The organism is Hymenobacter segetis (assembly GCF_038448715.1).
GTDB classification, from domain to species: Bacteria; Bacteroidota; Bacteroidia; order Cytophagales; family Hymenobacteraceae; genus Hymenobacter; species Hymenobacter segetis.
In genome coordinates, this window is record NZ_JBCEVZ010000008.1 from 1 (window position 1) to 25,515 (window position 25,515).

The 25,515-nt window shown below is 59.9% G+C and carries 25 protein-coding genes and 1 tRNA gene; 12 read left to right on the forward strand and 14 right to left on the reverse strand.

The features are described 5' to 3' along the window. Window position 1: 1 nt before the first annotated feature. Window positions 2-75, reverse strand: a tRNA-Asp gene (locus tag AAFH49_RS05100). A 302-nt stretch (window positions 76-377) separates the two neighbouring features. Here AAFH49_RS05100 and AAFH49_RS05105 point away from each other — a divergent pair. From AAFH49_RS05105 to AAFH49_RS05120, 4 genes are all read left to right on the forward strand, one after another. After that, window positions 378-1,325 carry an acetyl-CoA carboxylase carboxyltransferase subunit alpha gene (locus AAFH49_RS05105; RefSeq protein ID WP_342296424.1) on the forward strand — a complete coding sequence of 316 codons (948 nt, stop codon included), beginning with the start codon at window positions 378-380 and terminating at the stop codon, window positions 1,323-1,325. A gap of 99 nt (window positions 1,326-1,424) precedes the next feature. Next, a complete protein-coding gene (locus AAFH49_RS05110; protein WP_342296425.1) occupies window positions 1,425-2,273 on the forward strand; it encodes an MBL fold metallo-hydrolase in 849 nt (282 codons plus the stop codon). A gap of 63 nt (window positions 2,274-2,336) precedes the next feature. Beyond that, window positions 2,337-3,149 (forward strand): patatin-like phospholipase family protein, encoded by an 813-nt coding sequence (locus AAFH49_RS05115; RefSeq protein WP_342296426.1) that lies wholly within the window; start codon window positions 2,337-2,339, stop codon window positions 3,147-3,149. A gap of 172 nt (window positions 3,150-3,321) precedes the next feature. Beyond that, the gene (locus AAFH49_RS05120; protein WP_342296427.1) at window positions 3,322-3,858 is read left to right on the forward strand and encodes a 1-acyl-sn-glycerol-3-phosphate acyltransferase; all 537 of its coding nucleotides are present in this window, start codon (window positions 3,322-3,324) and stop codon (window positions 3,856-3,858) included. A gap of 103 nt (window positions 3,859-3,961) precedes the next feature. Here the strand turns inward: AAFH49_RS05120 and AAFH49_RS05125 are convergent, their stop codons facing one another. The 5 genes from AAFH49_RS05125 to AAFH49_RS05145 are packed head-to-tail and all read right to left on the reverse strand — an operon-like array spanning window position 3,962 to window position 9,265. Beyond that, window positions 3,962-5,209, reverse strand: a complete 1,248-nt coding sequence (locus tag AAFH49_RS05125) for a sensor histidine kinase (protein WP_342296428.1) — start codon at window positions 5,207-5,209, stop codon at window positions 3,962-3,964. Window positions 5,210-5,215: 6 nt separating this feature from the next. Next, window positions 5,216-5,662, reverse strand: a complete 447-nt coding sequence (locus AAFH49_RS05130) for a response regulator (RefSeq protein ID WP_342296429.1) — start codon at window positions 5,660-5,662, stop codon at window positions 5,216-5,218. A 4-nt stretch (window positions 5,663-5,666) separates the two neighbouring features. Beyond that, on the reverse strand, window positions 5,667-7,982 hold the full coding sequence (locus AAFH49_RS05135) for an ATP-binding protein (protein WP_342296430.1): 2,316 nt from the start codon (window positions 7,980-7,982) through the stop codon (window positions 5,667-5,669). After that, complete coding sequence (locus AAFH49_RS05140) at window positions 7,964-8,548, reverse strand: biliverdin-producing heme oxygenase (protein WP_342296431.1); 585 nt, start codon at window positions 8,546-8,548, stop codon at window positions 7,964-7,966. Before AAFH49_RS05140 ends, AAFH49_RS05135 begins: the two co-directional genes overlap by 19 nt. Before the next feature lie 60 nt (window positions 8,549-8,608). Then, window positions 8,609-9,265, reverse strand: coding sequence for a DUF4159 domain-containing protein (locus tag AAFH49_RS05145; protein ID WP_342296432.1), 657 nt, complete (start codon window positions 9,263-9,265; stop codon window positions 8,609-8,611). 202 nt (window positions 9,266-9,467) lie between these two features. Between AAFH49_RS05145 and AAFH49_RS05150 the strand changes: the two genes are divergently transcribed. From AAFH49_RS05150 to AAFH49_RS05165, 4 genes are all read left to right on the forward strand, one after another. After that, a complete protein-coding gene (locus AAFH49_RS05150) occupies window positions 9,468-10,013 on the forward strand; it encodes a Crp/Fnr family transcriptional regulator (RefSeq protein ID WP_342296433.1) in 546 nt (181 codons plus the stop codon). An 89-nt stretch (window positions 10,014-10,102) separates the two neighbouring features. Then, on the forward strand, window positions 10,103-10,789 hold the full coding sequence (locus tag AAFH49_RS05155) for a hypothetical protein (protein WP_342296434.1): 687 nt from the start codon (window positions 10,103-10,105) through the stop codon (window positions 10,787-10,789). Between the two features lie 85 nt (window positions 10,790-10,874). Continuing rightward, window positions 10,875-11,330, forward strand: a complete 456-nt coding sequence (locus AAFH49_RS05160; protein WP_342296435.1) for a hypothetical protein — start codon at window positions 10,875-10,877, stop codon at window positions 11,328-11,330. Between the two features lie 45 nt (window positions 11,331-11,375). Beyond that, on the forward strand, window positions 11,376-12,245 hold the full coding sequence (locus tag AAFH49_RS05165; protein ID WP_342296436.1) for a cation diffusion facilitator family transporter: 870 nt from the start codon (window positions 11,376-11,378) through the stop codon (window positions 12,243-12,245). 6 nt (window positions 12,246-12,251) lie between these two features. On the opposite strand, the gene AAFH49_RS05170 is transcribed toward AAFH49_RS05165, so the two are convergent. Continuing rightward, entirely contained in the window at window positions 12,252-12,947 is a 696-nt protein-coding gene (locus AAFH49_RS05170; RefSeq protein ID WP_342296437.1) for a 16S rRNA (uracil(1498)-N(3))-methyltransferase, read from the reverse strand. A gap of 157 nt (window positions 12,948-13,104) precedes the next feature. On the opposite strand from AAFH49_RS05170, the gene AAFH49_RS05175 reads away from it, so the two are divergent. After that, a complete protein-coding gene (locus AAFH49_RS05175; RefSeq protein WP_342296438.1) occupies window positions 13,105-14,064 on the forward strand; it encodes an NmrA/HSCARG family protein in 960 nt (319 codons plus the stop codon). Window positions 14,065-14,157: 93 nt separating this feature from the next. On the opposite strand, the gene pckA is transcribed toward AAFH49_RS05175, so the two are convergent. After that, the gene (gene pckA / locus AAFH49_RS05180; protein WP_342296439.1) at window positions 14,158-15,783 is read right to left on the reverse strand and encodes a phosphoenolpyruvate carboxykinase (ATP); all 1,626 of its coding nucleotides are present in this window, start codon (window positions 15,781-15,783) and stop codon (window positions 14,158-14,160) included. 231 nt (window positions 15,784-16,014) lie between these two features. Between pckA and AAFH49_RS05185 the strand changes: the two genes are divergently transcribed. The 3 genes from AAFH49_RS05185 (at window position 16,015) to AAFH49_RS05195 (ending at window position 19,138) form a co-directional block, all read left to right on the forward strand. Further along, entirely contained in the window at window positions 16,015-16,932 is a 918-nt protein-coding gene (locus AAFH49_RS05185; RefSeq protein WP_342296440.1) for an AraC family transcriptional regulator, read from the forward strand. 233 nt (window positions 16,933-17,165) lie between these two features. Beyond that, window positions 17,166-18,731 (forward strand): peptide MFS transporter, encoded by a 1,566-nt coding sequence (locus AAFH49_RS05190; protein ID WP_342296441.1) that lies wholly within the window; start codon window positions 17,166-17,168, stop codon window positions 18,729-18,731. Between the two features lie 56 nt (window positions 18,732-18,787). Then, complete coding sequence (locus tag AAFH49_RS05195; protein ID WP_342296442.1) at window positions 18,788-19,138, forward strand: hypothetical protein; 351 nt, start codon at window positions 18,788-18,790, stop codon at window positions 19,136-19,138. A 27-nt stretch (window positions 19,139-19,165) separates the two neighbouring features. On the opposite strand, the gene groL is transcribed toward AAFH49_RS05195, so the two are convergent. The 6 genes from groL to AAFH49_RS05225 form a co-directional block, all read right to left on the reverse strand. Beyond that, the gene (groL, locus tag AAFH49_RS05200; protein WP_342296443.1) at window positions 19,166-20,812 is read right to left on the reverse strand and encodes a chaperonin GroEL; all 1,647 of its coding nucleotides are present in this window, start codon (window positions 20,810-20,812) and stop codon (window positions 19,166-19,168) included. 63 nt (window positions 20,813-20,875) lie between these two features. Continuing rightward, entirely contained in the window at window positions 20,876-21,169 is a 294-nt protein-coding gene (gene groES / locus AAFH49_RS05205) for a co-chaperone GroES (RefSeq protein ID WP_342296444.1), read from the reverse strand. A gap of 246 nt (window positions 21,170-21,415) precedes the next feature. Further along, window positions 21,416-21,814: a preprotein translocase subunit SecG gene (secG, locus tag AAFH49_RS05210; RefSeq protein ID WP_342296445.1), complete on the reverse strand. Its 399-nt coding sequence runs from the start codon at window positions 21,812-21,814 to the stop codon at window positions 21,416-21,418. A gap of 27 nt (window positions 21,815-21,841) precedes the next feature. Beyond that, window positions 21,842-23,452 (reverse strand): hypothetical protein, encoded by a 1,611-nt coding sequence (locus tag AAFH49_RS05215; protein WP_342296446.1) that lies wholly within the window; start codon window positions 23,450-23,452, stop codon window positions 21,842-21,844. Window positions 23,453-23,667: 215 nt separating this feature from the next. Then, the gene (locus AAFH49_RS05220; RefSeq protein ID WP_342296447.1) at window positions 23,668-24,153 is read right to left on the reverse strand and encodes an LptE family protein; all 486 of its coding nucleotides are present in this window, start codon (window positions 24,151-24,153) and stop codon (window positions 23,668-23,670) included. Window positions 24,154-24,184: 31 nt separating this feature from the next. Then, window positions 24,185-25,477: a sigma-54 interaction domain-containing protein gene (locus AAFH49_RS05225; protein WP_342296448.1), complete on the reverse strand. Its 1,293-nt coding sequence runs from the start codon at window positions 25,475-25,477 to the stop codon at window positions 24,185-24,187. Between the last annotated feature and the right edge of the window lie 38 nt (window positions 25,478-25,515).

Genomic DNA, 25,515 nt, shown 5'->3' on the forward strand with positions numbered 1-25,515 from the left:
GCGGTCTGGACGGGACTCGAACCCGCGACCTCCGCCGTGACAGGGCGGCATTCTAACCAACTGAACTACCAAACCGTGTGTCTCAAGTGGAGAAGCCGTGTGCTTTTCCGCTTTGGTGACACAAAGGTAGGGGAAAGAAATTGCCACCCGCAAGGATGAGGCCAATATTTTTCTCGAATCTGTCGCGTTTTGGAGCTTGGGGGTTGTTTATCAGTCTGATTATTTTTCTGGCGCTACCGCAACGGCAGATGTTTTACCTTTGCCAACCGCCGTGCCCACGGCATTTAGGGCCGATGGCAGCGGGTATAAGTCCTGTTTAGACCGCTGCTACCCGCTATTTTCGCCTTCCTACTCACTTGCCAAGCCATTCGCCGCTCATGCTCCTCGATTTTGAACAACCCATCGCTGCCCTCGAAGGCAAGCTTCTTGAAATGCAGAAACTCGCTGCCGACAGCGACGTGGAAGTAGGCGAAGCCGTCGCGGCGCTGGAAAAACGCATCAAAGACCTTAAAAAGGAAACCTACGCCAACCTCACGCGCTGGCAGCGGGTGCAGCTCTCGCGCCACCCGGAGCGGCCCTACACCTTAGACTATATTGAGGGCATGGCCGAGAAGTTCGTGGAACTGCACGGCGACCGCACCGTGGGCGACGACAAGGCCATGGTGGGCGGCTTCGGCGAGATTGATGGCCAGACGGTGATGTTCATCGGCCAGCAAAAGGGCCACAACACCAAGCAGCGCCAGTTTCGCAACTTCGGCATGCCTAATCCCGAGGGCTACCGCAAGGCCTTGCGCCTGATGAAACTGGCCGAGAAGTTCAACGTACCCGTGGTGACACTCATTGACACGCCCGGCGCTTTCCCCGGCCTGGAGGCCGAAGAGCGGGGGCAGGGTGAGGCCATTGCCCGCAACCTCAAGGAGATGTTCATGCTGAAGGTGCCGGTTATCTGCGTCATCATTGGCGAGGGCGCGAGCGGCGGGGCATTGGGTATCGCCATCGGCGACCGGGTGTTGATGCTGGAAAATACCTGGTACTCTGTTATTTCGCCGGAGTCGTGCAGTAGCATTCTGTGGCGCTCCTGGGATTATAAGGAACAGGCGGCCGAAGCGCTCAAGCTCACGGCCACGGATATGAAATCGGCCGGTCTGGTTGATGGTATTGTGAAGGAGCCGCTGGGCGGGGCACACACCGCGCCCGAAATCATGATTGAAACGCTAAAAAGCACGTTGCTGAAGACGCTGAAGGAACTGAGCGCGATTTCGGTGGCAGACCGGATTTCGCAGCGTATTGATAAGTTTTCGGCGATGGGCGTGGTGGTGGAATAGGTTAAGGTTGGAAGGTATGGGGGAGGAGGGCAAGAGTTGGAATACTAGCGTATAATTGTCCCTCATACCTCATACCATCCCACCCTCATCCCCTAAAAAATGACCATCCACACCATCGATACCGGCCTTTTCAAGCTCGACGGCGGCGCCATGTTTGGCGTGGTGCCCAAAAGCATGTGGCAGAAGTTGAACCCGCCCGATGCCAACAACATGTGCACCTGGGCCATGCGCTGCCTGCTGATTGAGGATGGCGGCCGGTTGCTGCTGATTGATAATGGCATTGGCGACAAGCAGGACGAGAAATTCCGGGGCCATTTTTACCTGCACGGCGACGACACGCTGGAGAAGTCCTTGCGCAAGCTGGGCTTCTCCAGCGCCGACATTACCGATGTTTTCCTGACGCATCTGCACTTCGACCATTGCGGCGGCTCGGTGCAGCGCCGGCCCGATGGGGTATTGCAACTGGCTTTTCCGAATGCCACCTATTGGAGCAATGAGGCGCACTGGGACTGGGCCGTGACGCCCAACCCGCGCGAAAAGGCCAGCTTTCTGAAGGAGAACATTCTGCCGATTCAGGAAAGCGGGCATTTGAAGTTTATCGACCTGCAAAAGGGCGTGCCCGATGAGCTGCCACAGTTTCGAGAAATCATTCTGGCCGACGGGCACACCGAGAAAATGATGGTGCCCGTGCTGGATTACAAGGGCCGCACGCTGGCTTTCATGGCCGACTTGCTGCCCAGTGCCGCGCATATTCCGCTGCCCTACGTGATGAGCTACGATGTGCGTCCGCTCATCACGATGCCCGAGAAAGAAGCCGTGCTGCGCCGCGCTGCCGAAGAAAACTGGGTGCTGCTGCTGGAACATGACCCTACCAACGAAGCCTGTACCGTAGCCCTGACCGACAGAGGCATACGCCTGGACCAGACCCTGCGGGTGGCGGATTTGTAATTCGGTGGAGTGGCGGAATAATGGGAGAACAACGTATCAGGACAAAATCCGACAGCTAAGAACGTGCAGCTTCCTTACGACCCCACCAATTCGCAAACCCACCAACGGACCAATCCGCAGCTTGGGTTGGCATTATCGGGCGGCGGGGCGCGCGGGATTGCGCACCTGGGCGTGCTGGCGGCCTTGGATGAGTTGCAGTTGCCGGTGGCGCAGCTGGCGGGTGTGAGCTCGGGGGCCATTGCCAGCGTGTTTTACGCGGCGGGCTTTGCGCCGCGCGAGATTTTGCGATTATTACTGGCTACCAATGTGTTTCGGCTCACGCGGCCGGCGTTCAGCCGGTTTGGGCTGCTGCACCTCGATGCGGTGGAGCAATTGCTGGCCCGGCACCTGGGCAGTACGGTCAATTTTGAGGATTTGAGCCGGCCGCTGACGCTGGTGGCCACGGATTTGATGGTGGGCGAGTCGGTGTATTTCAATTCGGGGGCGCTGTTGCCGCCGCTGCTGGCTTCGTCAGCGGTGCCGATAATTTACCGGCCGGTGGAGTACCAAGGGCGGCAGCTAGTGGATGGCGGCCTGCTCAATAACCTGCCCGTGGAACCGCTGCTGGGCCAAACGAACCTGCGCGTGGTGGGTGTGCACTGCAACCCTATCAACCCCGAAGCCCGCATTCCCACCTTCCGCCGCCTCATCGAGCGCACCCTGCACCTAGCCATCAATGCCAACACGGCGGCCCGCAAAAACCAGTGTGACCTGCTGCTGGAGCCGCCCGAGCTGCGCCACTACCGCCCCCTGAGCTACAAGCGCGGCCCCGAGCTGTTCGACATCGGCTACCGCTACGCCATGGGGCAGGCCGAGGCCTTGCAGGCGTTGCTGTAGGCGCGGGCGGCCCCTGAATGCAATTCTGGACCAATTGCCCATCTTTGCACTCCCATTGAATTCGGGGCCGAGCGGCGGCATCGAGGCTCTGGCTGTTTTTTTCCTTTCTCCTTGCGCTTATAAACTGATGTCTCCTGAGTCTGCTCGTTCGAAATCCCCTTTCTGGTATGCCATGGCCAAGCTCGTGTTCGGCGTGGCCGGCTGGCACCTGGGCGAGATTCACAACCCCGACATCAAGAAAAGCATGATGATTGCGGCCCCGCACACCAGTAACTGGGACATCATTCTGGCCCGGGCCGCCTTCTATTTGATGGGGGTACCCGTGCGCTTCACCGTGAAAAAGGAGTGGACCGAAAACTTCGCGCTGGGCTGGCTGGTGAAGGCCATCGGCGGCCTGGCCGTGGACCGCAGCAAGAACAACAGCCTCGTGGATGGCATGGTGAAGCTCTTTGATGAGCACGAGGAACTGGTGATTCTCATCACGCCGGAGGGCACGCGGGCCTACCAGCCGCGCTGGCGTAAGGGCTACTACTTTGCGGCCTTGGGCGCGCACGTGCCCATCCGGCTGGGGTACCTGGACTATGCCAAAAAGGAAGCCGGAATCGGCGAAGCCGTGTGGCCCACAGGTGATTACGAGGCCGATGAGGCCAAAATTAAAGCGTTTTATCGCACTAAATCGGGGCGCTTTCCCGAGCAGGGCGTGCGCTAGGAATTAAGCTTCAAACGCCCTCGGCCCGAAAAACCTGCCAGCTTTTGGACAGGTTTTTCGGGCCGAGTGGCGTTTGAAGCCTCTTGAGCGCTGCGCTCAGGCCCTAGCACTTGCCGCGATTGCCGTGCAGAAATACCCGGAACACCGTGCCCTGGCCTTCCTCGCTTTCGACGGCAATGTGCCCGCCCTCAGACTGCACCAGCCGGTTGACGAGGAACAGGCCTACGCCCGTGCCTTCGCCCGCCTGCGGGTGGAAGCGCCGAAACAGCTGGAATAGCTCGGCCCCGTGGCGGTCCAGATTCATGCCCAGGCCATTGTCGAGCACTTCGAGCACCGGGCAACCGTCAGCTTTATAAGTGCGCACCCGAATGTGGGGTGCTCGGGCGGGATGCCGGTACTTGAGGGCGTTGCCCAGCAGGTTGATGAGCATGGTGCGCAGGTTGCTTCGCACGTAGCGCAGGGTGGGCAAACCGGTAAAATCGGTGTCGACGTGGGCTGCGGTGGCCACCAGCTGCGGGCGTAGGGCCTTGAGCACATCGGCCACAAGGCTGTCAAACGTGACCTGCTCGGCGGCTTGCTCGCCGGGGCTGCGCTGCTCCTGCACCACGGCCGCCAGGTCGGTGATGGTGGTGGACAGGCTGTGCAGGGAATCTTCCAGTAGGCGCATCACTACGGCTTCTTCGGGGTCCTGGAAGGTGGCGGTGCGGCGCAGCTCGTCGAAGAGGCCGCGCAGGTTGTCGAGGGGCTGGCGCAGGTCGTGGCTGGCGGCGTACACGAAGTTGTCGAGGTCCTGATTGGTGCGGGCCAGTAGGCGGTTGCGGGCCCCGATTTCCTGGTTGGCGGCGCTGAGCTGGGCATTTTTCTCGTGCAACTCCTGGCGGATTTCGGTGAGCTCGGCCAGGGAGTCGCGCAGCTCGCGGTTCACGCCCTGCAGCTCGCCGTGGTAGCGGGCCACGTACTGCCGCCACTCGTTTTTTTCGATGGCGTGCAGCACCGTTTTATTCAGTAGCTCGCGGTCGAACTGCTGCTTCACCAGGTAGTCGAGCGCACCAGAGTTGAGGGCGCGCACGGCCAGAGTTTCGTTGCCACCGCCGGTTATCATCACCACGCACAGCGTATCGGGCGGGGCCAGTTCGCGCAGGGCCTCCAGCAGGTCCAGGCCGTCGGTATCGGGCAGGTTGTAGTCGAGCAGCACACAGTCGGGCTGCTGAATGCGGAATTGCTCCAGCCCATCAGCCCCCGAGGATGCTTCCACTATTTCCAGGCGCTGAAAACCAGCCTGCTGGCCCAGGAAGCGCCGGTATAGCATCCGGTCCTCCGGGTTGTCGTCAATCAGTAGAATTCGCTTCACAGGTACTTAACCAGCCAAGGGAAGCTCGGAAGCCTCCAGCCAATAACGGATAATCAGCCGCACTTTTTCTTCCAGCTCGGGATAGCCGATGGGCTTGGTGAGGTAGCTATTGGCCCCCAGGCGGTAGCATTCGGCAATATCGGTTCTGTTAGATGAGGTGGTGAAAATGATAACCGGAATGGTATGCAGGGCGGGGTCACTCTTGAGGATATCAAGTACGGCGCGGCCATCGGTGCCGGGCATGTTGAGGTCGAGCATGATGATGACGGGCAACTGGCTGGGGTAGTCCGGGTGCTTGCCGTAGCCCTTGAGGTATTCGAGGGCCTGGTCGCCGTCTTCGCAGCGCAGCAGGGGGTTGGGCACCGCGTTTTTGCGGAAGGCCCGGCTCAGCGCCGTGAAGTCTTCAACGCTGTCTTCCACCACGAGGATGGGAATGAGGGCGGTGGGATTCATTGACTTACAGATTGTTGGGAATCGAAAAATAGAAAGTGGCACCTTTGCCAATCGTGGAATCAACCCACAGCTCGCCGCCGTGCTTCTCCACCATTTTACGGGCAATGGCCAGGCCGGCCCCGGTGCCCCCGCCGTACTTGTCCTGCGCGTGCAGGCGCTTAAATATTTTAAAGATGTTTTCGTGGTGCTTCGGGTCGATGCCGATGCCGTTATCCTGTACGTAAATAACGGTGAAATCGGTCGGATTTCCGGTGCCTTTCGGGCCGCGAATTTCGGGCGGGGCTACACCGATGGTAACCTGCTTTTTGACGTGGTTATTGTAGCGTAATGCGTTGGTCAGCAAATTGTTGAATACCTCGTGAATGGAGGTGCGGCTGCCGCGCACGGTGGGCAGAGGGCTGGGCACGGTCACCGTCGTCTGGGTTTGCTCCAGGCGGGGGTGCAGCAGGTCGAGAATGTCGGCCAGGGCGTCGTTCAAATTCACGGCATCGAGGGCCAGCTCGACCCGGCCCACGCGTGAGAGCTGGAGCAGCGACTCAATGAGGGACTCCATGCGCTGGCTGAGGCGCACCAGGGTCTGAAGCTTGCTCACGCCCTCGGCATCGAGCTGGTCGGCGTAGTCTTCCAGCAAAAACAGGGAGTAGTTGTGGATGCCGCGCAGGGGCTCCTTGAGGTCGTGCGAGGCCACGTAGGCGAACGAGTCCAGCTCGTCGTTGCTGCGCTCCAGCTCGGCATTGAGGCGGGCCAGATTGAGGGCCTTGGCTTGCAGCTCATTGAAAACCTTGAGCCGGATGTCGGAAATGTGCAGGCGGATTTCCTTAGCAGCTTCTATTTCGAGGGGCAGCCACGGGGCTGAGGTTTCCTCCACGGTCTGCTTCCAGGCCTCAAACGACTGCCGGGGCGAGAGGAAAATCTGGCCGTCGGCGGTGGTCTGGTTTTTTTCGTTGCGGCCGGCCCAGGTCACGGTTTGCAGCTGCTCGGGGCGGAACCAGAGGATGTATTCGCCCGCCTCGCGGGCCAGTGCCACCGCCAGAATGCCGCTGGCCGTGCCCCGGATGGCCTTGCCCGCCGGGTTCAGCTGGGCGTAGGAATCGGTGACGAAAACGTCGTTCGAATTGTTGTCCCGCAGCCATTCCACCACCTCCTCAATCTGGCGGGGTTTGGGCGTGTGGCCCATGGTAATAATCTCACCACCAAAGCAAATGGCCGCGCCGCCGCAATCCAGTACGTCGAGCAGGTTGGGGGTGAAGCGGTGCAGACCATCCATGAAATTGGTCTGGGTGGCCACCAAATCAAACAGCCGCACCTGGGCCTCACGGATGCGCAGGCGGTAGGCCTGCTCGTCCTGCTGCTCCTTGCTTTTGAGCAGCGCCGATACGGTTTTGCCCAGGAACTGGCACAGGTCGCGCAGCTCGTAGCTCACCAGGCGCGGGCTTTGGTGATGGCAGGTTACCATGCCCCACAGCCGCCCTTCCTGAATGAGCGAAATGGTCATGGTGGCCTCTGAGCCCAGATTATGCAGGTATTCGAGGTGAATGGGCGACACGCTGCGCAGCACCGAATACGTCATGTCCGGCGGGCGGCTGGCCCCGGGCACCACCGTGGGCACCAGTGGCACCGGCGCGTAGCGGGCATTGGGGATAAAGCGCAGCCAGTTTTTGAGGTACATGGCCCGGGCCTGCTTCGGAATGTCGGTGGCCGGGTAGTGCATGCCCAGCCAGGGGGGCAGGTCCTCGCGCACGTCCTCGGCAATGACTTCGCCGCTGTCGTCGGGCGCGAAGCGGTAGATGGCCACCCGGTCGAAGCCCGTGATGGCGCGCACTTGTTGGGCCGTGACCTGGCAGCATTCCAGCACGCTTTCGGCCGTGAGCAGGCGGCCCAGGCTCACGTTAAGAGCGGGCAAGTCGATGGCACTCACGCTGGTGTCAGCCACGGGCTCGCCTTCTACCCACAGCAGGCCGTCGTAGCGATGCAGGATGAGCTTGTAGGCCGGCTGGCCCGTCACCCGCCCGAGACGGATGCCCAGCAGCCGCCCGTCCGGCCCCAGTTTGGTCCACACACGCTCCACTTCCACCAGCTGCTCGGGCTCCAGCAATGTGCCCAGACCGGCCCCGATGAGGGTTTCGGGGGCCATTCCCAGCAGCGTCAAGGTATTGGCGCTGGCCTGCACCACGCGACGGCTCTGCTCATCGAGGCACAGCAAAAAGCCGTAGGGCTGAATCAGGCCGGGGATGTGAATGGGCTCCCGGTCGCAGTTATTGAGCGTAATGGGTTGACCGAGCAGGCTTTCGTCGGTGAGTTTTAGCGCTGATTTAGCCATGTAGCTAGGGCTTGAAAAGTGTGAACGGCCGAGGCCGCAATGGCCGTCGGGTCGTCGTTGCCGGTTTCGGCGGCCTCGGTCAGCTGCTGGCAGAAGGCCTTCCAGAGCGGTCCGGTGCGTTCGGCCCGGCCCGTGAAAAAGGCGTGCGCGGCAATGCCCGCCTTGTCGAGCTGCCGCGCAATCACCTGACCACCCAACGTCGACCCTTCGAAAACGTACATGGCCCCCAGCAGTTGGGCGCGGGTGCTGAGCGGCGGCAATTTGGGGTAAGAAGGCGGCGTGGCATCGTGGCCCAGCCGGGCCAAATCATCCAGAATCAGGGGGGCACGGTAGCGTTGGTCGAGCTGCCAAGCGGGGCCAAAGGTGGCGGCGTGCGCTTTCAGCTGAGCTTCATACGGTTCCAGCAAACCGTACATCTTAGCCAGGAATTGTGCCGTATCGGCAGCCGTTACCGTGCCCGCGCTCAAGGCCTGATTGAACGGGTTTTGCTCCACGGCGTCGTGGAATGGTCTGGTTTCTAGGCGAAGGCGCGGCAGAATAGCCGGGCTTTCCGGAGGATTGGGCATAGAAAAAGCAACGTTGATAAGGCGAAAATAGGCCATCGAACGCGGCGCGGCATTTTTTGCTTAGTCCTGGGTCAGGGCGTAGCTCACCAGGTTGGCGCCCATGCGCAGGGCCGCGTCGTGAATGGCGGGCGAGTCTTCGGGGTAGGTGCCCACGTCTTCCCAGCCGTTGCCCAGGTCGCATTCATAGGTGTAGAAGCACACCAGTCGGCCTTTGTACACCAGCCCGAAACCCTGAGCGCGCTTGCCGTCGTGCTCGTGCACCTTAGGCAAGCCTTTGGGAAACTGGTATTTCTGGTGGTAGATGGGGTGGGAGTAAGGCAGCTCCACAAACTCCAGCTCAGGAAAAACCTTTTTCATCTCGGGCCGGATGAATTTATCGAGCCCGTAATTGTCATCGATGTGCAGGAAACCACCACCCGTGAGGTAACGGCGCAGGTTTTTGGCCTCGGCCGCGGTGAAACTCACGTTGCCATGCCCGGTCATGTGGATGAAGGGGTAGGAGAGCAGCTCCGGCGCGTCGAGCTCCACGGTGGCTTCGTCGGGCGCGATGTTGGTTTTCAGGCTCTGGTTGCAGAAGCTGATGAGGTTGGGCAGCGAGGTTTTGTTGGCGTACCAGTCGCCCCCGCCGCCGTAGTGCAGCTTGGCAATGCGGAAGCTGGGCGCGGGCTCGGCGGCCGAGAGCAGCAGCGAAGCGGATAAAAGCAGGTATTTCAGCATAAAACGAGTGGGCAGGCCGAACCCGCCAGCCGTATAATGGCAGCGGGAATCGTAAAGTTCGGGCCTGCGGGCCGCACGGTGGGCACCACAGGCGCAATGTAGCCACCTGTGCCGGCTTCGCACCTATATTGGGTGCCACGGCAGGCCGCGATTTTAGACAGGATTCATGACGAAAGAGAAGCTAACCCAATTTTTCCAAAGCATGGGTCCCATCAGCGCCGCGCAGGCCGAAGACATTGCCATTGCCTTTGTGCCTAAGACTATTGCCAAGCACGATTTTCTACTTCGGGCCGGCAAGGTGAGCGACGACTACCTGTTTCTGGACAGCGGCTTTATGCGCGCCTTCGCCTACGATACCGACGGCAACGACGTGACCACCGGCTTCTATGCCAGTGGCCAGATTGTGTTCGAGGTAGCGTCGTTTTTCAACCGCACACCCTCGCAGGAGTACATCCAAGCCCTCACCGACTGCCAGGGCTGGAGCATCACCCACCAGCAACTGAACGCCTTATTTCACGCCCGGCCCGAGTTCCGGGAGTTCGGCCGCTCGGTGTTGGTGCGCGGCTACGCGGCCCTCAAAAGCCGCATGCTGGCCCTGATAACCGAGCCCGCCGCCGCCCGCTACGAAAGCCTGCTCCACGCCAGCCCCGAAATTCTCCAGCACGCGCCGCTGAAAACCGTAGCCTCCTACTTGGGTATCACCGACACCTCGCTGAGCCGGATTCGGAAAGGGCCGACAGCAAAGTAGCGTCGGCCGCATTTTCTTGCCATTTGGCAAGCCGCGCCGGGAGGTGGGTCAGTTCCTTTGTGTTGTACCAAAAACCAACCCGCCCGGCCATGCATACGCTCCCCAATACCGCGCTTCTCAGCCTCGTTTTCGGCCTGACCACGGGCCTAGCCGTCTGGCTGTTCTATCTCGCCGCGCACCGTTCCGGGCGCACGCTGCTGGTGCTACTGGCCTGGCTGGGGCTGCAAGGAGCCGTGGGCCTGAGCGGCTTTTACACCATCAGCAACGCGCTGCCGCCGCGACTGGCGCTGCTGCTGGGCCCGCCGCTGCTGCTGATTGCGGTGCTGTTTGCCACGGCCGCCGGGCGGCGCTGGTTTGATGGGTTGCGCCTAGAAATGCTGACCCTGCTTCACATGGTCCGATTTCCAGTCGAGCTGGTTTTGTTCGGTCTGTATCTGCACCAAGCCGTGCCGAAGCTGATGACGTTCGAAGGTCGCAACTGGGATATTCTGGCGGGTCTCACGGCTCCCGTGATATATTATTTCGCTTTCCGCCAGCAGCAGTTAGGCCGCCGTGGGCTGCTGCTGTGGAACATTCTCGGACTTGCTTCCCTGCTCAATATCGTGGTCAACGCGCTGCTGTCGGCCCCCACGCCTTTGCAGCGTTTCGCCTTCGAGCAGCCCAACGTGGCCATTCTGCATTTCCCGTTTGTATGGCTGCCGGGCTGCGTGGTGCCCCTAGTGCTGCTGGCGCATCTGGCCGCTATTCGGCAGCTGCTTAAGAGTGACAACATTTAAGCGCTGGGTTTAGTAAACGCCACCGTGGGGCCGCCCGCCTCGGTGGGTGCCCCCGCCGAGCTTCCCGAACTTCATCCGTTTGACCATGAAGGTCCAGCTCCTTGCCATCACCGCCACGCTGCTCCTAGCCGGAGCCGCAGCCCAAGCTCAAACCAAAAGCGCGCCCACCAAAGTCGCTTCGTATTCTTTTGGCGCGTCGGGCACGGTCGGCTATGAGCACCTGAGCTTCTGGGTGAAGGCCGGCAAGCGCACCGACATCTATTATTCGTACGGGCCTAGCCGTAGAGAAGTAAAGCTGAAATACGTCGGCAAAACGCAGTTGAATGGCCAGCCGGGCTTTAAGGTGCAGTTTGCCAATGGCCAGGTGCTGTCCGTTGTTCCCAGTGATGACTTGCTGTCGGTGAGCGGCGCTGGCCAGACGCCCAATACCTTTGCCTGGGAATACGAAGGACCGGTCAATGGCCGCGGGACTTTTTGCGACGTTTGTACGGCCGACGAAAAAGAGGCCATGCAACTGGTCCGCACGTATTACCTGAAATAGGGCGGCCCGCCCTTTTTGCTTCAGAATAGCATCTCGGCTCACTTTATGACCAACGAAGAAACCGCCATCAAAGCCACCTATTTCAGCATCATTGGCAATACGAGCCTGGCGCTAATCAAAGGAGTGGCCGGCTATTTCGGCAATTCTTATGCGCTGGTGGCCGATGCCATCGAATCCACGACCGATATTTTCGCGTCGTTCCTAGTGCTTTTCGGCATCAAGTACGCCAGCCGGCCCGCCGATAAAAACCACCCCTACGGCCACGGCCGCATTGAGCCGCTGATAACGTTTCTGGTGGTGGGCTTTCTGATAACCTCGGCCACCATTATTGCCTACGAGAGCATTCAGAACATTGGCACGCCCCACGCCCTGCCCAAAGCCTGGACGTTGGGCATTCTGAGCGGCATCATCGTCTGGAAGGAAATTTCCTTCCGCAAGGTGATGAAAAAAGCAGAGGAGACGAACAGTTCCTCGCTCAAAGCCGATGCCTGGCACCACCGCAGCGACGCCATTACGTCGGTGGCCGCGTTCATCGGCATTTCCATCGCGCTGGTATTGGGCAAAGGGTATGAATCGGCCGACGATTGGGCCGCCCTGTTCGCCTCTGGCTTTATCTTCTACAACAGCTACCAGATTTTCCGCCCGGCGCTGGGCGAAATCCTGGATGAGCACGTCTACGATGATTTGGTGCTGGAAATCAGGGCTGTTGCCCTCACGGTAGATGGCGTGCGCGGCACCGAAAAGTGCTTCATCCGCAAAGCCGGCATGCAGTACCACGTCGACCTGCACGCCAACGTGAGCGGCGATATTACCGTGCGGCAAGGCCACGAAATTGCCCACCACCTCAAGGATACCCTGCGCAGTGAGCTTCCGCAGCTCGGCCACGTCCTGATTCACATTGAGCCGCAGGGGTAGAAGGTTTTAACGCCCGATGTGCGCCGTAAAAACCGCCGCCAGCGCGGCAGTCTCCGTGCGCAGCCGCGAAGCGCCCAGCGTGACCGGCTGAATCCCTTTTGCTAGCGCCAGCGCGATTTCCTGCGGCGTAAAATCCCCTTCCGGCCCGATTAGTACGCAGCAGCCCGGCCCCGCGCCGGCCACCTGCGCCAGCGATGTGCGCTCGCCTTCCTCCAGGTGGGCAATAAATGTGGTTTCGGGCGTAACCCCGGCCACAAAAGCCCCAAAATCCTGCAGCTCATCCAGCTGCGGCAGCCAGGCCTGGCCCGACTGCTTCAACGCGCTGATGGCAATTTTCTCCAGCCGCTCCAGCTTCAGCTCGCGGCGCTCGGAGCGGGCGCAGCGCAGGAAGCTGATGCGCTCTACGCCAATTTCCACGGCCTTTTCTACGAACCACTCCATGCGGTCGAGGTTTTTGGTGGGGGCCACAGCTACGTGGGTGAAGTAGGAGCGGGGCGGCACGCTCTCGTGGTGCGTGATGCGAAGCTGGCAGCGCTTGGGATTGGCATCGGCCACGGCCGCCTTGTAGAGGCCGCCCCGGCCGTCGAGTAGTTCCACTTCGTCGCCCACGCCCAGGCGCAGCACGCGCACGGCGTGCTTGCTTTCGTCTTCGGGCAGGGTGTAGGTAGGGCCGGCGAGGTCGGGCGCAAAGAAGGTATGCATGGCGCAAAGAACGGCAGGGTGGAGTAAAAGCCGCTTTGCGGAGAGCTACTTGATAAGGGGAGGCAATTAGCTTGTTTTTATTAATAGTAAATATTGAATATATTAATTAAATTTAGTAACGTTTCCTTTTTTTTGATTTCTATCAACCGCTTGAGCTATGCAAAAGAAACTCATTACCGTCTTCGGTGCCACTGGTGCCCAGGGCGGCGGCCTTGTCCGCGCAATTTTGAATGACGCCTCCGATGAATTCGCCGTGCGCGCCGTCACCCGCGATATTCATTCGTCCAAGGCGCAGCAGCTGGTGCGGCTCGGGGCTCAGGTCGTAGCCGGCGACCTTGACGACCCGGCGAGCATCCGCCGGGCAATGGCCGGTGCTTACGGCGCGTATTGCGTGACCTTTTTCTGGGAGCATTACTCGCCCGAGAAAGAGGATACCCAGGCCCGCAATATGGCCCAGGCGGCCAAGGATGCGGGCCTGAAGCACGTTATCTGGTCGACGCTGGAGGACTCGCGCAAGTGGATTCCGCTGACCGACAACCGGATGCCCACGCTGATGGGCAAATACAAAGTGCCGCACCTCGACGGCAAAGGCGGGGCCAACCATTACTTCTCCGACCTCAAAGTGCCGACCACTTTCCTGCTCACCTCGTTCTACTGGGAGAACTTCATCTACTTCGGCATGGGGCCGAAACCGGGGCCGGACGGCAAGCTGGCCATCAGTTTCCCCCTCGGCAATAGCAAGCTGTCGGGCATCGCGGCCGAGGACATCGGCAAGTGCGCGCTGGGCGTCTTCAAGAAAGGCAAGGCGCTGATTGGCAAAACGGTTGGCATCGCCGGCGAGCAGCTTACTGGCCAGCAAATGGCCGATGCTATGACCAAAGTTTTCGGCCTGCCCATTGCCTACAACGAGATAACGCCCGAGCAATACCGCAACCTGGGCTTTCCCGGAGCCGACGACCTCGGAAACATGTTCCAGTTCCAGCGGGATTTTGCCGAAGATTGCCTCAAGGCCCGGAATCTGGCCTTCTCGCGGGAGCTAAATCCCGAGCTGCAAACCTTCAAAGAATGGTTGATTAAAAACGGCCAGCGCATTCCCGTCGAGCAGCTGGTGAGCTAACCGTTTAGCCGTCCAGCTTCCTTCAATAAAACAGCAAAAGCCCCGTCGGCTGCAACCGACGGGGCTTTCTGGTGAGTGAACTACTGCGGAAACCTAAGCTTCTACCGCAATGTGCGGCGCGCCGGCCAGGATTTCCTCATTGGCAAATTCGGCGTATTTCTTAAAGTTCTCCACGAATTTCTCGGCCAGGTCCGAAGCCGTTTTGTCGTAGGCTTCCTTGTCGGCCCAGGTGTTGCGCGGGTCCAGGATTTCGGAAGGCACGCCGGGCACCGCGCCGGGCACCATCATGCCAAACACGGGATGCTTGGTGAATTTTACCTCGTCGAGCTGGCCGTTGAGGGCGGCCGTAATCATGGCGCGGGTGTATGGCAGTTTCATGCGGTGGCCGGTGCCGTAGCTGCCGCCCGTCCAGCCCGTGTTGATGAGCCACACGTTGATGTCCGGGTTTTCGTCCATTTTCTGGCCCAGCATCTCGGCGTATTTGGTGGGGTGCAGCGGCAGGAACACCGCGCCGAAGCAGGCCGAGAACGTGGTCTGGGGCTCGGTCACGCCCATTTCGGTGCCGGCCACCTTAGCCGTGTAGCCCGACATGAACAGGTACATGGCGTGGCTCTTATCGAGCTTGCTGATGGGCGGAATCACCCCAAAAGCATCGGCCGTGAGGAAGAAAATGTTCTTCGGGGCGTCAGCCACGCCGGGCTCAATGGCGTTCGGGATGAAGTTGATGGGGTAGGCGGTGCGGGTATTCTCGGTCACCGACTTGTTGGCGTAGTCCACAGTGTGCGTGCCGGGGATGAAGCGCGTATTCTCCACGATGGAGCCAAAACGGATGGCATCGTAAATCTCGGGCTCCTTCTCCTTGCTCAGGTCAATCACCTTGGCGTAGCAGCCGCCTTCAAAGTTGAAGATGCCGGCGTCGGGCGTCCAGCCGTGCTCGTCGTCGCCGATGAGGCCGCGGTTGGGGTCGGCCGACAAAGTGGTTTTGCCAGTGCCGGAGAGGCCGAAGAAGATGGCCGTGTCGCCGCCTTTGCCCACGTTGGCCGAGCAGTGCATGCTCAGCGTGTTGTGCTCGTGGGGCAGCAGGTAGTTCAGTACGCCGAAAATGCCTTTTTTCATCTCGCCGGCGTAGCCCGTGCCGCCAATCAGAATCATCTTCTTGGTGAAGTTGATGATGGCGAAGTTGGCTTGGCGGGTGCCGTCCACGGCCGGGTCGGCCTCGAAGCCGGGGGCGCAGATGATGCTGAAGTCGGGCGTCCAGGAGGTGTCCGCGCCGGGCGCGGGACGCAGGAACATGTTGTAGCAAAACAGGTTGTGCCAGGCCTGCTCGTTCACGATGCGCAGCTTAAGCTGGTAGTCGGGGTTGGCTCCGGCGTAGGCTTCGCGCACGTACAGCTCCTTATCGGCCAGGTAGGCCACCATTTTCTGGTGCAGCTGGTCGAATTTATCGGTGTCGAAAGGGATGTTGATATCGCCCCACCACACGCTGTTTTCGGTGTTGGCGTCCTTCACCACAAACCGGTCTTTGGGCGAGCGGCCGGTGAATTTGCCGGTATCGGCCATCAGCGCGCCGGTGTCGGTAAGCTGGCCTTCGCCGTTGCGCAGGGCGTGCTCAATGAGCTCGGCTGGCGTTGGGTTGAGGTGAACGGTGGCGGTTTCGGTGAAGCCCAAAGGCTGCAAACGATTGCGGAGATTGGCGGCAAACTGGGATTCTTGTTGCATGGCCCTGAAAGTGTTGGGTGGGAATTCTCTTGACTTCTGGTACAAAGGTAGAAACGCTGCAAACGTTACCAGTGAAACAATTTGTTTTTTTAGCAGGACAAATCAAACCAGGTATCGCTGACTTGTGCCCGTTAAGTGGAATATACGGCTTAAAAATCAAAACCGATAGGAGGAATGCAACGCCTGACTACCTTTAGGTTTGGTTTGTCCCGGTCTTTCGCCCTTTTGTCCATGCGCACCGATATTGCCCGCTACAACGGAATTTACGGCGATAGCCGTGCCCAGATTTCGCACGACTACCTCAAAAGTCAGCTCATCGTGCCCCGCCAGCGCTTCACCGACTGGGGCCTGAAGCCGCACCTGCACGAAAACCTGTTCCAGCTGTTTTTCCTCGAAGCCGGCCGCGCCGCTTTCGAGGCCACCGAGCTGGTAGAGTTGCGCACGCCCTGCCTGGTCATCATTCCGGCCAATACTGTCCACGGCTTCACCTTCAGCCCGCAGGTGAAGGGCCGCACGCTCACCTTATCAGAAGCCTTGCTCGATACCATTCTGCAAGCCACGCCCGGTGTGCTGGTTGAAATCAACGCGCTGCACATTCTGTCCGAATTCAACTCCGAAGTCAGCTTCGCCGATTTATCGGCCCTGGAGCAGCAGATTCACGAGGAAATCAATTCGGAGCTGCCCGGCAAGCAGCTCGCGCTGAATGGCTATTTCAAGCTGCTGTTCGTGAAAATATTCCGGCTGCTGCACCACCGCCGGGGCCAGGAGGAAAGCCCCAACCGCGCCCTGCACTACTTCCGCGAGTTCCAGAAAGCCATCGAGCGCACCGCGCCCTTCGAGAAGAAGATTTCCGATTTTGCCCAGGAGCTCAAGATTACGCCGGTTCACCTCAACCGCATCTGCCAGGCCGTGAAGGGCAAAACGGCCCAGCAGATTGTGCAGGCCCACACCATTCGCCGGGCGCACAATTACCTCTTATATACCTCGCTCTCGGTGGCCGAAATTGCCTATGAATTGCAATTTGTGGACCCCGGGTATTTCACGCGGTTTTTCCGCAAGCAAACCGGGATGGCCCCCGGGGCCTACCGGGCCAAAGCGTACCGGAGTGACTCAGCCGGCAAGACCGGCAAGGCAGAACTGTCATCCTGAGCGCAGCGAAGGACCTTCTCACCGCTGAACGGTTGGCAGTAAATTCAACTGGCGCAGGGGTGAAAAGGTCCTTCGCTACGCTCAGGATGACAGTTCTGCCATTAATTCAGCCCGGCCCACAAGCTTCATAATGCCGAAACTTTCTTAGATTTACCGTGCCCGTATTGCATCAAGAATGCAGCGGGCCGCATTTCCCCTGCTAGCAACTCATTTCTCACCCCTAGTTTTCTTCAATGCAAACCATTCCTGCTCCCATAGAGCAATCCGCGGAGTCCACGAGCCACCCGCGCGGCCTGTACCTGCTTTTCGCCACCGAAATGTGGGAGCGGTTCAGCTACTACGGCATGCGCGCCGTGCTGGTGCTGTTCCTCACCAAGGCCATGATGATGGACAAGGCCTTCGCGTCCAAATTCTACGGCGGCTACACCAGTCTGGTGTACCTCACGCCCCTCATCGGCGGCTTCATTTCGGACCGCTACTGGGGCAACCGGCGCTCCATCCTCACCGGCGGCCTGCTGATGGCGCTGGGCCAGTTCACCCTGTTTTTCTCGGCCTCGAACTACGGCGCGGCCGACACCCACGCCCTGAGCCACTGGATGCTGTACCTCGGCCTGGGCGTGATGATTGTGGGCAACGGCTTCTTCAAACCCAATATTTCGAGCATGGTGGGCTCCCTCTACAGCCCGGCCGATAAGCGCAAAGACGCGGCCTACACCATCTTCTACATGGGCATCAACCTGGGCTCGTTCATCGGCAACACCATCACCAGCCTCATCGGCGACACCGGCAACCCCGCCGATTTCCGCTGGGCTTTCCTGGCCTGCGGCATTGCCATGCTGCTGGGCACCGTCGTTTTCAACTGGGGCAAAGACAAATACCTCCACACGCCGGAAGGCGTGCAGGTGGGCGAAACGCCCGCCATTTCGGGCGGCATCATGGGCGTCTACGCGCTGCTGCCGGTGCTGCTGGCCATCATCCTGGGCATTCTCTGGCTCGATTCGGCCAAGTTTCCCACCATCGCGCCGCTGCTGGGCGTGGCCGTCGTGGGCATTGCCTACATGATTTTCAGCGATAAATCCCTGAGCGGGGCCGACATCAAGGGCATCATGGTGATTTTCATCGTGTCGTTTTTCGTGGTGTTTTTCTGGGCGGCGTTCGAGCAGGCTCCGGCCTCGCTCACCTTCTTCGCCGATGAGCAGATGAACCGCACCATCTTTGGCTTCACGCTGCCGGCCAGTATTTTCCAGAACCTCAACGCCATCTTCGTGGTGGTGGGCGCGCCGCTCATGGCCATGGTCTGGACGGCCCTGGGCCGTCGCGGGGCCGAGCCGCCATCCCCCCTCAAAATGTGCATCGGCCTCGCCATGCTGGCCGCTGGCTACCTCGTGATGTGCTTCGGCGTGCACAACCTGCAGCCCGGCGTGAAGGTGAGCATGTTCTTCCTGGTGGCGCTCTATTTCCTGCACTCCGTGGGCGAGCTTTGCCTGTCGCCCATCGGCCTGTCGCTGGTGAACAAGCTGGCTCCCGTCAAATTTGCCTCCCTGCTGATGGCCGTGTGGTTCCTCGCCAACGCCGCCGCCAACTACCTGGCCGGCTACATGAGCAGCCTCTACCCCGACCCCAAATCGACGGCCCCCGCCCCGGAAATACTCGGCTACCACATCACCAACCTCTACGATTTCTTCATGGTCTTCGTGGTTTCGGCCGCCGTGGCTGCCGCCATCCTCTTCCTCATCAGCGGCAAGCTGGCCAAGATGATGGACGCCCGCAACTACCCCGCGCCTATTGCGCAGGCGTAAGGCGGAGTCTGTTTAGCTTCTGAAAAAGCCCCCGATGCAGCAGCATCGGGGGCTTTTTGCTGCCCGAAGGTGGGCTTGCCGGCTACTGCCTGCCGTATCCCGAGCCCCGCCAGTTCCGTCCCGACGGTCGCCAATGGCTTCCCGATAGCCGCCAACTGCTTCCCGACCCCCGCCAAACCCTTCCCGACTATCGCCAACCGCTTCCCGACCGCCGCCAACTGCTTCCCGACCGCCGCCAACTGCTTCCCGACTACCGCCAACTGCTTCCCGACTCCCGCCAACCGCTTCCCGACTACAAACCTTCGGTCACTGGTCTGAACCTTCCGTCCCGACTACAAACCTTCCAGACCTCTTTCGACACAAAAAAGCCCCGCCGGCACTGCCAGCGGGGCTTTCTCATGAGCTAACAGCGAAAGGCTGCCAGCGGCGTTGACTTACATCATGCCGCCCATGCCACCCATACCGCCCATGCCGCCGTCGCCGTGGCTATGGCCGTTGTCCTTGGGCTCGGGCTCGTCCGAAATCACGGCCTCAGTCGTCAGCAACAGGCCGGCGATAGAAGCAGCGTTTTCGAGGGCCAGACGGGTCACCTTGGTGGGGTCGATGATACCAGCGGCCACCAGGTTTTCGTAACGGTCCTCGCGGGCGTTGTAGCCGTAGTCACCTTTGCCGTCGCGCACTTTCTGCACCACCACCGAACCTTCGCCGCCAGCATTGGCCACGATAGTGCGGAGGGGAGCCTCAAGGGCGGTGCGGATGATGTTCACGCCGGTGCGCTCGTCAGCATTGTGGGTGTCCACCGCGGCCAAAGCCTCGATGGCACGCACCAGGGCCACGCCACCGCCGGGTACCACGCCTTCCTCAACGGCGGCGCGGGTAGCGTGCAGGGCATCGTCCACGCGGTCTTTCTTCTCTTTCATTTCCACTTCAGTCGAAGCGCCGATGTAGAGAATAGCAACACCGCCGCTCAGTTTAGCGAGGCGCTCCTGCAGTTTCTCCTTATCGTAGTCCGACGTGGTGGTTTCCATCTGCGCCTTAATCTGGCTGATACGGCCGGTGATGGCCTCTTTCGAGCCCTTGCCGTTCACGATGGTCGTGTTGTCCTTGTCGATGATAATTTTCTCAGCCGTACCGAGGTACTCCAGGGTAGCGTTTTCGAGCTTGTAGCCCTGCTCTTCGCTGATAACGGTACCGCCCGTGAGGGTTGCAATGTCTTCCAGCATGGCCTTGCGGCGGTCGCCGAAGCCAGGAGCCTTCACAGCCGCGATTTTCAGCGAGCCACGCAGCTTGTTCACCACGAGGGTAGCCAGAGCCTCACCGTCCACATCTTCCGAGATGATGACGAGGGGCTTACCGGTCTGCAGCACCTGCTCCAACACGGGCAGGAGCTCCTTCATGGTGCTCACTTTCTTGTCGTAGATGAGGACGTAAGGCGAGTCGAACTCAACCTCCATTTTCTCGGGGTTGGTCACGAAGTAAGGGGAGAGGTAGCCGCGGTCAAACTGCATGCCTTCCACCGTCTTCACTTCGGTTTCAGTGCCACGGGCTTCTTCTACCGTGATGACGCCTTCTTTACCAACTTTGTCCATGGCATCGGCAATCATCTGGCCGATTTCCATGTCGTTGTTGGCCGAAATAGCGCCCACTTGAGCTATTTCAGCCGAGTTTTCAATCTTCTTCGACTGAGACTTCAGGTTAGCAACCACGGCGATAACCGCCTTGTCGATGCCGCGCTTCAGGTCCATCGGGTTAGCACCGGCGGCCACGTTTTTCGAGCCGGCGGTGTAGATGGCCTGGGCCAATACCGTTGCCGTCGTGGTGCCGTCGCCAGCCTGGTCGGCCGTTTTCGAAGCCACTTCTTTCACGAGCTGAGCGCCCATGTTTTCAATCGGGTCACGCAGCTCAATTTCCTTGGCCACGGTCACGCCGTCCTTGGTAATCGAGGGAGCGCCGAATTTCTTGTCGATAATGACGTTGCGGCCTTTGGGGCCGAGGGTCACTTTCACGGCGTTCGCCAGTTTGTTCACACCGGCCTGCAGACGGGCGCGGCCTTCGGTGTCGAATTGGATGTTCTTAGCCATTGCTAGGGTTGGAGTATTTGGGAGGGTAAATGTTAAGGATTTCGATTAGCCCAAGCAAGTCGCTTAGAGCACAGCGAAAATGTCCGACTCTTTCATGATGAGGTAATCCTCGCCATCGACGGTAATTTCGGTGCCAGCATATTTGCCATAGAGTACTTCGTCACCAACTTTAACACGTACCGGAACTAAGGTGCCAGTCATTTCAGCATACCGGCCTTCTCCTGCTGCCATTACAGTACCACGCTGAGGCTTTTCCTTAGCAGTGTCAGGGATGATAATGCCGGATTTGGTTTTCTCCTCGGCGGCCGCAGCCTTAACAATAATGCGGTCAGCTTGGGGCTTGATGCTAAGTGCCATTTTGGGTGTATTTGGGTTGGATTAGATGGAAAATCTTCGTGTGCAGCCCTGTCTCATTTCCCGTGCCAGCGCCACAAACCTGACAAAATGGGCAGGTTTCAACCGTGAAATGTGGCAGAAGTGGCGGATGCGCCGGTACCGGTGGCCGGTTCAGTCGTGCAGCTATACAGCGTTGGCCCAAAGAAAAAGCCGGTGCCTCTCGCTAGAGAAGCACCGGCTTTTGCAGGTTCAGAATAGAAGCCGCGATTACTGAGGCTTGTTTGCCGGAGCTGGCGTAGTGGTGCCAGTGGGAGCAGTAGCCGGAGCGGTTGCATCAGGGGCAGGAGCCGTCGGGGCCGGAGCGCTCGGGGCAGTAGGCGCAGGCAGCTTGGTTTCGAGGGCACGCTGCTGGTTCACGCTGCGCACCGGGCCACCGCCGGTGGAGGTGAGCATGTGCGAGCCGAGCGACAGCACCACCAGACCAATGGCGAAGCCCCAGGTGAGTTTTTCGAGCAGGTCGCCGGTGCGTTTCACGCCCATCATGCTGGCCGCGCCGCCGGCGCTAAACTGGCTGGAAATTCCGCCCCCTTTGGGGTTTTGGGCCAGCACTACGAGGGCCAGCAGGAAACACACCAGGAGAATGAGGATGATTAGAGCAGTGTACATGAGGGGTAAAGAAGCTGAAAAAGCAAATTACGCTGAAGGTTGCAATGATTGAATTTGGAGTGCAAAGTACGCCATTTTTTCCGGCTGCTTCACCATGAGCTTTTCATAAATCTCAATGGCGCGGGCCGTTTTGCCCTGCCGCACGAAGATGCGGGCCAGATTTTCGGAAACGAGGTCGGGTTCGGCGCGGGTGCTGCGCACGCTCAAATCGGGCTGGCCGCCGGGCGAGGGCGGTAGCATGCCGGGCCGCGTGAGGCGCGGCTGCCGCTTAAGGAAGTTATTGATAAGGTCGACCGTGGAGGGCAGTTCGGGCGGCGCGGGGCAGTGCGTGGCCCAGTGGTCGAGTAACAAAGGGTCGGGCTCGAAGAAGGTGCCGGTGGGCGGGAGCGGCACGGCCGGCGGCTGGGCGGCGGCCACCACGGCCGTGGCCGTTTCGGCGGCTTCGGCTTTGGCAATCAGTAAGTCCAATAACTGCATGGACAAACCCAGACGGCTGCTTTCGCCGAAGGAGTAGCCTACCACGGCATCGCCGGTGAAGGCGGCCGGGGTGAAAACGGGAGCGGCTGGGGCCGGGCTTGGCAGAGCAAATGCGCCGGAGCTACCCAGGCTGCGCGTAACGGCCGAGGCGGCCCATTCATCAATCAGGCCGGGCAGTTCGTAAGTCGGCACGATGGCCGGGGCCGCATCGGCCAAGCCAAACTCAAACCGGGCTTCGCCCACCTCTACCGGTGGCCGAATGGCAGGGGCCTGAGCGGGTAATTCGTCAGCGACTAGAGTTGCTTGAGGCGCTTCAGCGGCTGGCGCAGGAGTTATTTCTAGTGTTTCGGGCAGGCTGTCAGGTGTAATGGCGGCCTGTTCCTGGTCAACCAGGATGAGCGAATCCACTGGCGCAGGCTCTGCTACTAGTTCTACTGCTTGCGGTTCAGCAGTTATCGGAGGCAACTCATGCGAAGGCAGTAGCGCTACCAGCACTTCTACCGCTACGGGTGCTACTTCCGGCAACACCACCGATACTTCCGTAACAGTGGGCGCTGGAGCTATTGGCTCGGCCGTTGGAACTGCTTCAGGCAGGGCTTCAATAATAGGCGCAGAAGCGGCTGCCTGTTCTGTGGGCAACTGAGCAGCCACCGCAGGCGGTAAAACCTGTTCTATTTCAACAGAAGTTGGCGGAACTATCGGAGTTATTGCTACTGGCTGGGGCTCCGCAACAGCTGCAACCGGCTCAGGTATCGCCTCAATTACCACGGCTGCCAGTGGTGGCGCAGGGATTTCGGTGGCGGGCGCTACCGGTTCCGGGGTGAGTAATGGTGCAGCTTCGGCAGCCGAGGCCGGCTCGATTACGGCTAAGACTGGGACTTCAATGGCGGGCTCAGCCTCGGAAACCGGAATAGCTACGGGGAGCGGCTCTACCTGCTCGATGAGGCGGCGCAGCAGGCTGCGGTCGGCGGCGTAGGTGGCGGCGCGGCGCAGGCGCTGGCCGGCCAGCATAGTGCCCTGGTCGTGGGCGGCTTTGGCCAGCAGCAGGTGCGCCGTTTGGCAGTAGGGGAAGGCCTGGGCCAGCTGCTCAAGCTCGCGCACTTCGGCCGGACCCAGCGCGGTGGGGCGGTCGAGAACGTGCAGGAGCGTAGCGCGGGTCACGGATGAAGCAGGCGGTGGAGGCGGTAAATAGAAACGACGGATTTTCGGAGCAAAGCCGTAAACCAGCGTCCCGGACCCATTAATGGGGGTGCAACATTACGCTAATTTACGCAGATACCCTTGCTGCTATGGTACAGTTAATGGATATTTCCCGTGGAGTTTGACGCTTGATTTTCCCGCTAACGGACCTGAGTAGAACCCAATTTATTCGCCGCCTACCAGTTAGCTACCGACTTATTGAAAATGTCGGTAATGATTTTATCCGTGGTGGTGCGCACGGCGGATGGGTCGTTGTTGATGGTCGAGATGTTGCGGTTGGCCGCGTAGTCATCAAAGTTCTGGAACACCTGCTCGAAGCTCTGCTTGTCGTCCTTGGTGTTGGTGAAGCGGATTTTGACCTGGATGGTGAGGCGGTTCGAGCCGGCTTGCGACACGCCATTAACCTGCTGAATGGAGGCCGGCGCAAAGTCGTAGGCCACGATGTTGCCGTCGAATTGCAAGTCGCCGTCGCGCGGCACGAGTTTCAGGTTGGTGTTGCGCTGGAAGTAATCTTTCAAATCTTCCGTGAAACGCTGCGTCAGAAAAGCCGGTCCCGAGGGCGAATTATTCTGGATGGTGGCAATGGAAATCGTGCGCACCGCCGGGTCGATGTTGGTGCCGTTGAACGAGTAGATGCCGCAGCTGCTCAGTCCCAATACCATGCAAAGGGCAGCTATCGAATAAAAAGCGGCTTTACACTTGCTCCAGGTCATATTGCTTGAGTTTGCGGTACAGGGTGCGTTCCGAGATGCCCAAGTCGTGGGCGGCGTACTTGCGCTTGTTGTTGTGTTTCTTCAACGCCTTGAGAATCATCTCGCGTTCCTTGATGTCGAGCGAAAGCGTCTCCTCCTCGGTTTCGTGCGGAATGTCCTCCACCGGGGTTTCGTCGTCGTAGCTCGTGGCCGGCTCGTTGTTGTAAGTGTTTGGGGCCGCGGGTAGGAAATATTCGGCGGCCTGGCTGCTGTCAAACGCGCCGGAAGGTGCCGTATTGCTGAAGAGGTGACTATTCTGGCGCAGCAATTCCTGGGCCTCTTGAGGGCGCTGGCCGGTGGCCAACTCCAGCACCATTTTCTTGAGGTCCGTCATGTCGCGGCGCATGTCGAACAGGATTTTGTAGAGCAAATCGCGCTCGGAGTAGCCGGCGGTGGCCCCGTCGGGTGCGCCCGGCCCCAGCAGCATGGGCAGGCGGCTGGCTTGGTCCTGCGGCAGGTAGGGCGCAAGGCGACGGGCATCCACGTCGCGCTCGGTTTCAAGCACCGACATCTGCTCGGCGATATTCTTCAGCTGGCGAATGTTGCCGGGGAAGCGGAAGCGCGTGAGCACCGGCACGGCATCGGGCAGCAGCGTGATGGGCCGGGTGCGGTACCGCTCCGCCGCATCCGAAGCAAACTTGCGGAACAGCAGGTAGATATCCTCGCCGCGCTCACGCAAAGGCGGCACCGTGATGGGCACCGTGTTGAGGCGGTAATATAGGTCTTCGCGGAAGGTGCCGGCCTGCACGCGGTCGAGCAGGTTCACGTTGGTGGCGGCCACCACGCGCACATCGGTCTTCTGCACCTTGCTGGAACCCACCCGGATAAACTCGCCATTCTCCAGCACGCGCAGCAGGCGGGCCTGGGTGCCCAGCGGCATTTCGCCGATTTCGTCCAGGAAAATGGTGCCGCCGTTGGTTACCTCGAAATAGCCTTTGCGGGCTTCGTTGGCACCGGTGAAGGAGCCCTTTTCGTGACCAAATAACTCGGAATCAATGGTGCCTTCAGGAATAGCGCCGCAGTTGATGGCAATAAACTGCCCGTGCTTGCGCGGCGACAAGGCATGGATAATCTTGGAAAAAGACTCCTTGCCCGACCCGCTTTCGCCGGTGATGAGCACCGTCATATCAGTGGGCGCGACCTGCGCGGCCACCTGAATGGCGTAGTTCAGCGCCGGCGCATTGCCGATGATGCCGAACCGGAGCTTGATGGATTGGATTTCTTGCGTTGTCAAGGCGAAAGTTGATTCGTGAGTAGGATGAGGCAGCGGCA

Excerpts from the sequence above, each read along its gene's own strand:
- AAFH49_RS05105 (WP_342296424.1), top strand. The coding sequence starts at position 378 with ATGCTCCTCGATTTTGAACAACCCATCGCTGCCCTCGAAGGCAAGCTT.
- AAFH49_RS05110 (WP_342296425.1), top strand. The coding sequence starts at position 1,425 with ATGACCATCCACACCATCGATACCGGCCTTTTCAAGCTCGACGGCGGC.
- AAFH49_RS05120 (WP_342296427.1), top strand. The coding sequence starts at position 3,322 with ATGGCCAAGCTCGTGTTCGGCGTGGCCGGCTGGCACCTGGGCGAGATT.
- AAFH49_RS05130 (WP_342296429.1), bottom strand. The coding sequence starts at position 5,662 with ATGAATCCCACCGCCCTCATTCCCATCCTCGTGGTGGAAGACAGCGTT.
- AAFH49_RS05135 (WP_342296430.1), bottom strand. The coding sequence starts at position 7,982 with ATGGCTAAATCAGCGCTAAAACTCACCGACGAAAGCCTGCTCGGTCAA.
- AAFH49_RS05140 (WP_342296431.1), bottom strand. The coding sequence starts at position 8,548 with ATGCCCAATCCTCCGGAAAGCCCGGCTATTCTGCCGCGCCTTCGCCTA.
- AAFH49_RS05145 (WP_342296432.1), bottom strand. The coding sequence starts at position 9,265 with ATGCTGAAATACCTGCTTTTATCCGCTTCGCTGCTGCTCTCGGCCGCC.
- AAFH49_RS05150 (WP_342296433.1), top strand. The coding sequence starts at position 9,468 with ATGGGTCCCATCAGCGCCGCGCAGGCCGAAGACATTGCCATTGCCTTT.
- AAFH49_RS05155 (WP_342296434.1), top strand. The coding sequence starts at position 10,103 with ATGCATACGCTCCCCAATACCGCGCTTCTCAGCCTCGTTTTCGGCCTG.
- AAFH49_RS05160 (WP_342296435.1), top strand. The coding sequence starts at position 10,875 with ATGAAGGTCCAGCTCCTTGCCATCACCGCCACGCTGCTCCTAGCCGGA.
- AAFH49_RS05165 (WP_342296436.1), top strand. The coding sequence starts at position 11,376 with ATGACCAACGAAGAAACCGCCATCAAAGCCACCTATTTCAGCATCATT.
- AAFH49_RS05170 (WP_342296437.1), bottom strand. The coding sequence starts at position 12,947 with ATGCATACCTTCTTTGCGCCCGACCTCGCCGGCCCTACCTACACCCTG.
- AAFH49_RS05175 (WP_342296438.1), top strand. The coding sequence starts at position 13,105 with ATGCAAAAGAAACTCATTACCGTCTTCGGTGCCACTGGTGCCCAGGGC.
- pckA (WP_342296439.1), bottom strand. The coding sequence starts at position 15,783 with ATGCAACAAGAATCCCAGTTTGCCGCCAATCTCCGCAATCGTTTGCAG.
- AAFH49_RS05185 (WP_342296440.1), top strand. The coding sequence starts at position 16,015 with ATGCGCACCGATATTGCCCGCTACAACGGAATTTACGGCGATAGCCGT.
- AAFH49_RS05190 (WP_342296441.1), top strand. The coding sequence starts at position 17,166 with ATGCAAACCATTCCTGCTCCCATAGAGCAATCCGCGGAGTCCACGAGC.
- groL (WP_342296443.1), bottom strand. The coding sequence starts at position 20,812 with ATGGCTAAGAACATCCAATTCGACACCGAAGGCCGCGCCCGTCTGCAG.
- groES (WP_342296444.1), bottom strand. The coding sequence starts at position 21,169 with ATGGCACTTAGCATCAAGCCCCAAGCTGACCGCATTATTGTTAAGGCT.
- secG (WP_342296445.1), bottom strand. The coding sequence starts at position 21,814 with ATGTACACTGCTCTAATCATCCTCATTCTCCTGGTGTGTTTCCTGCTG.
- AAFH49_RS05220 (WP_342296447.1), bottom strand. The coding sequence starts at position 24,153 with ATGGTATTGGGACTGAGCAGCTGCGGCATCTACTCGTTCAACGGCACC.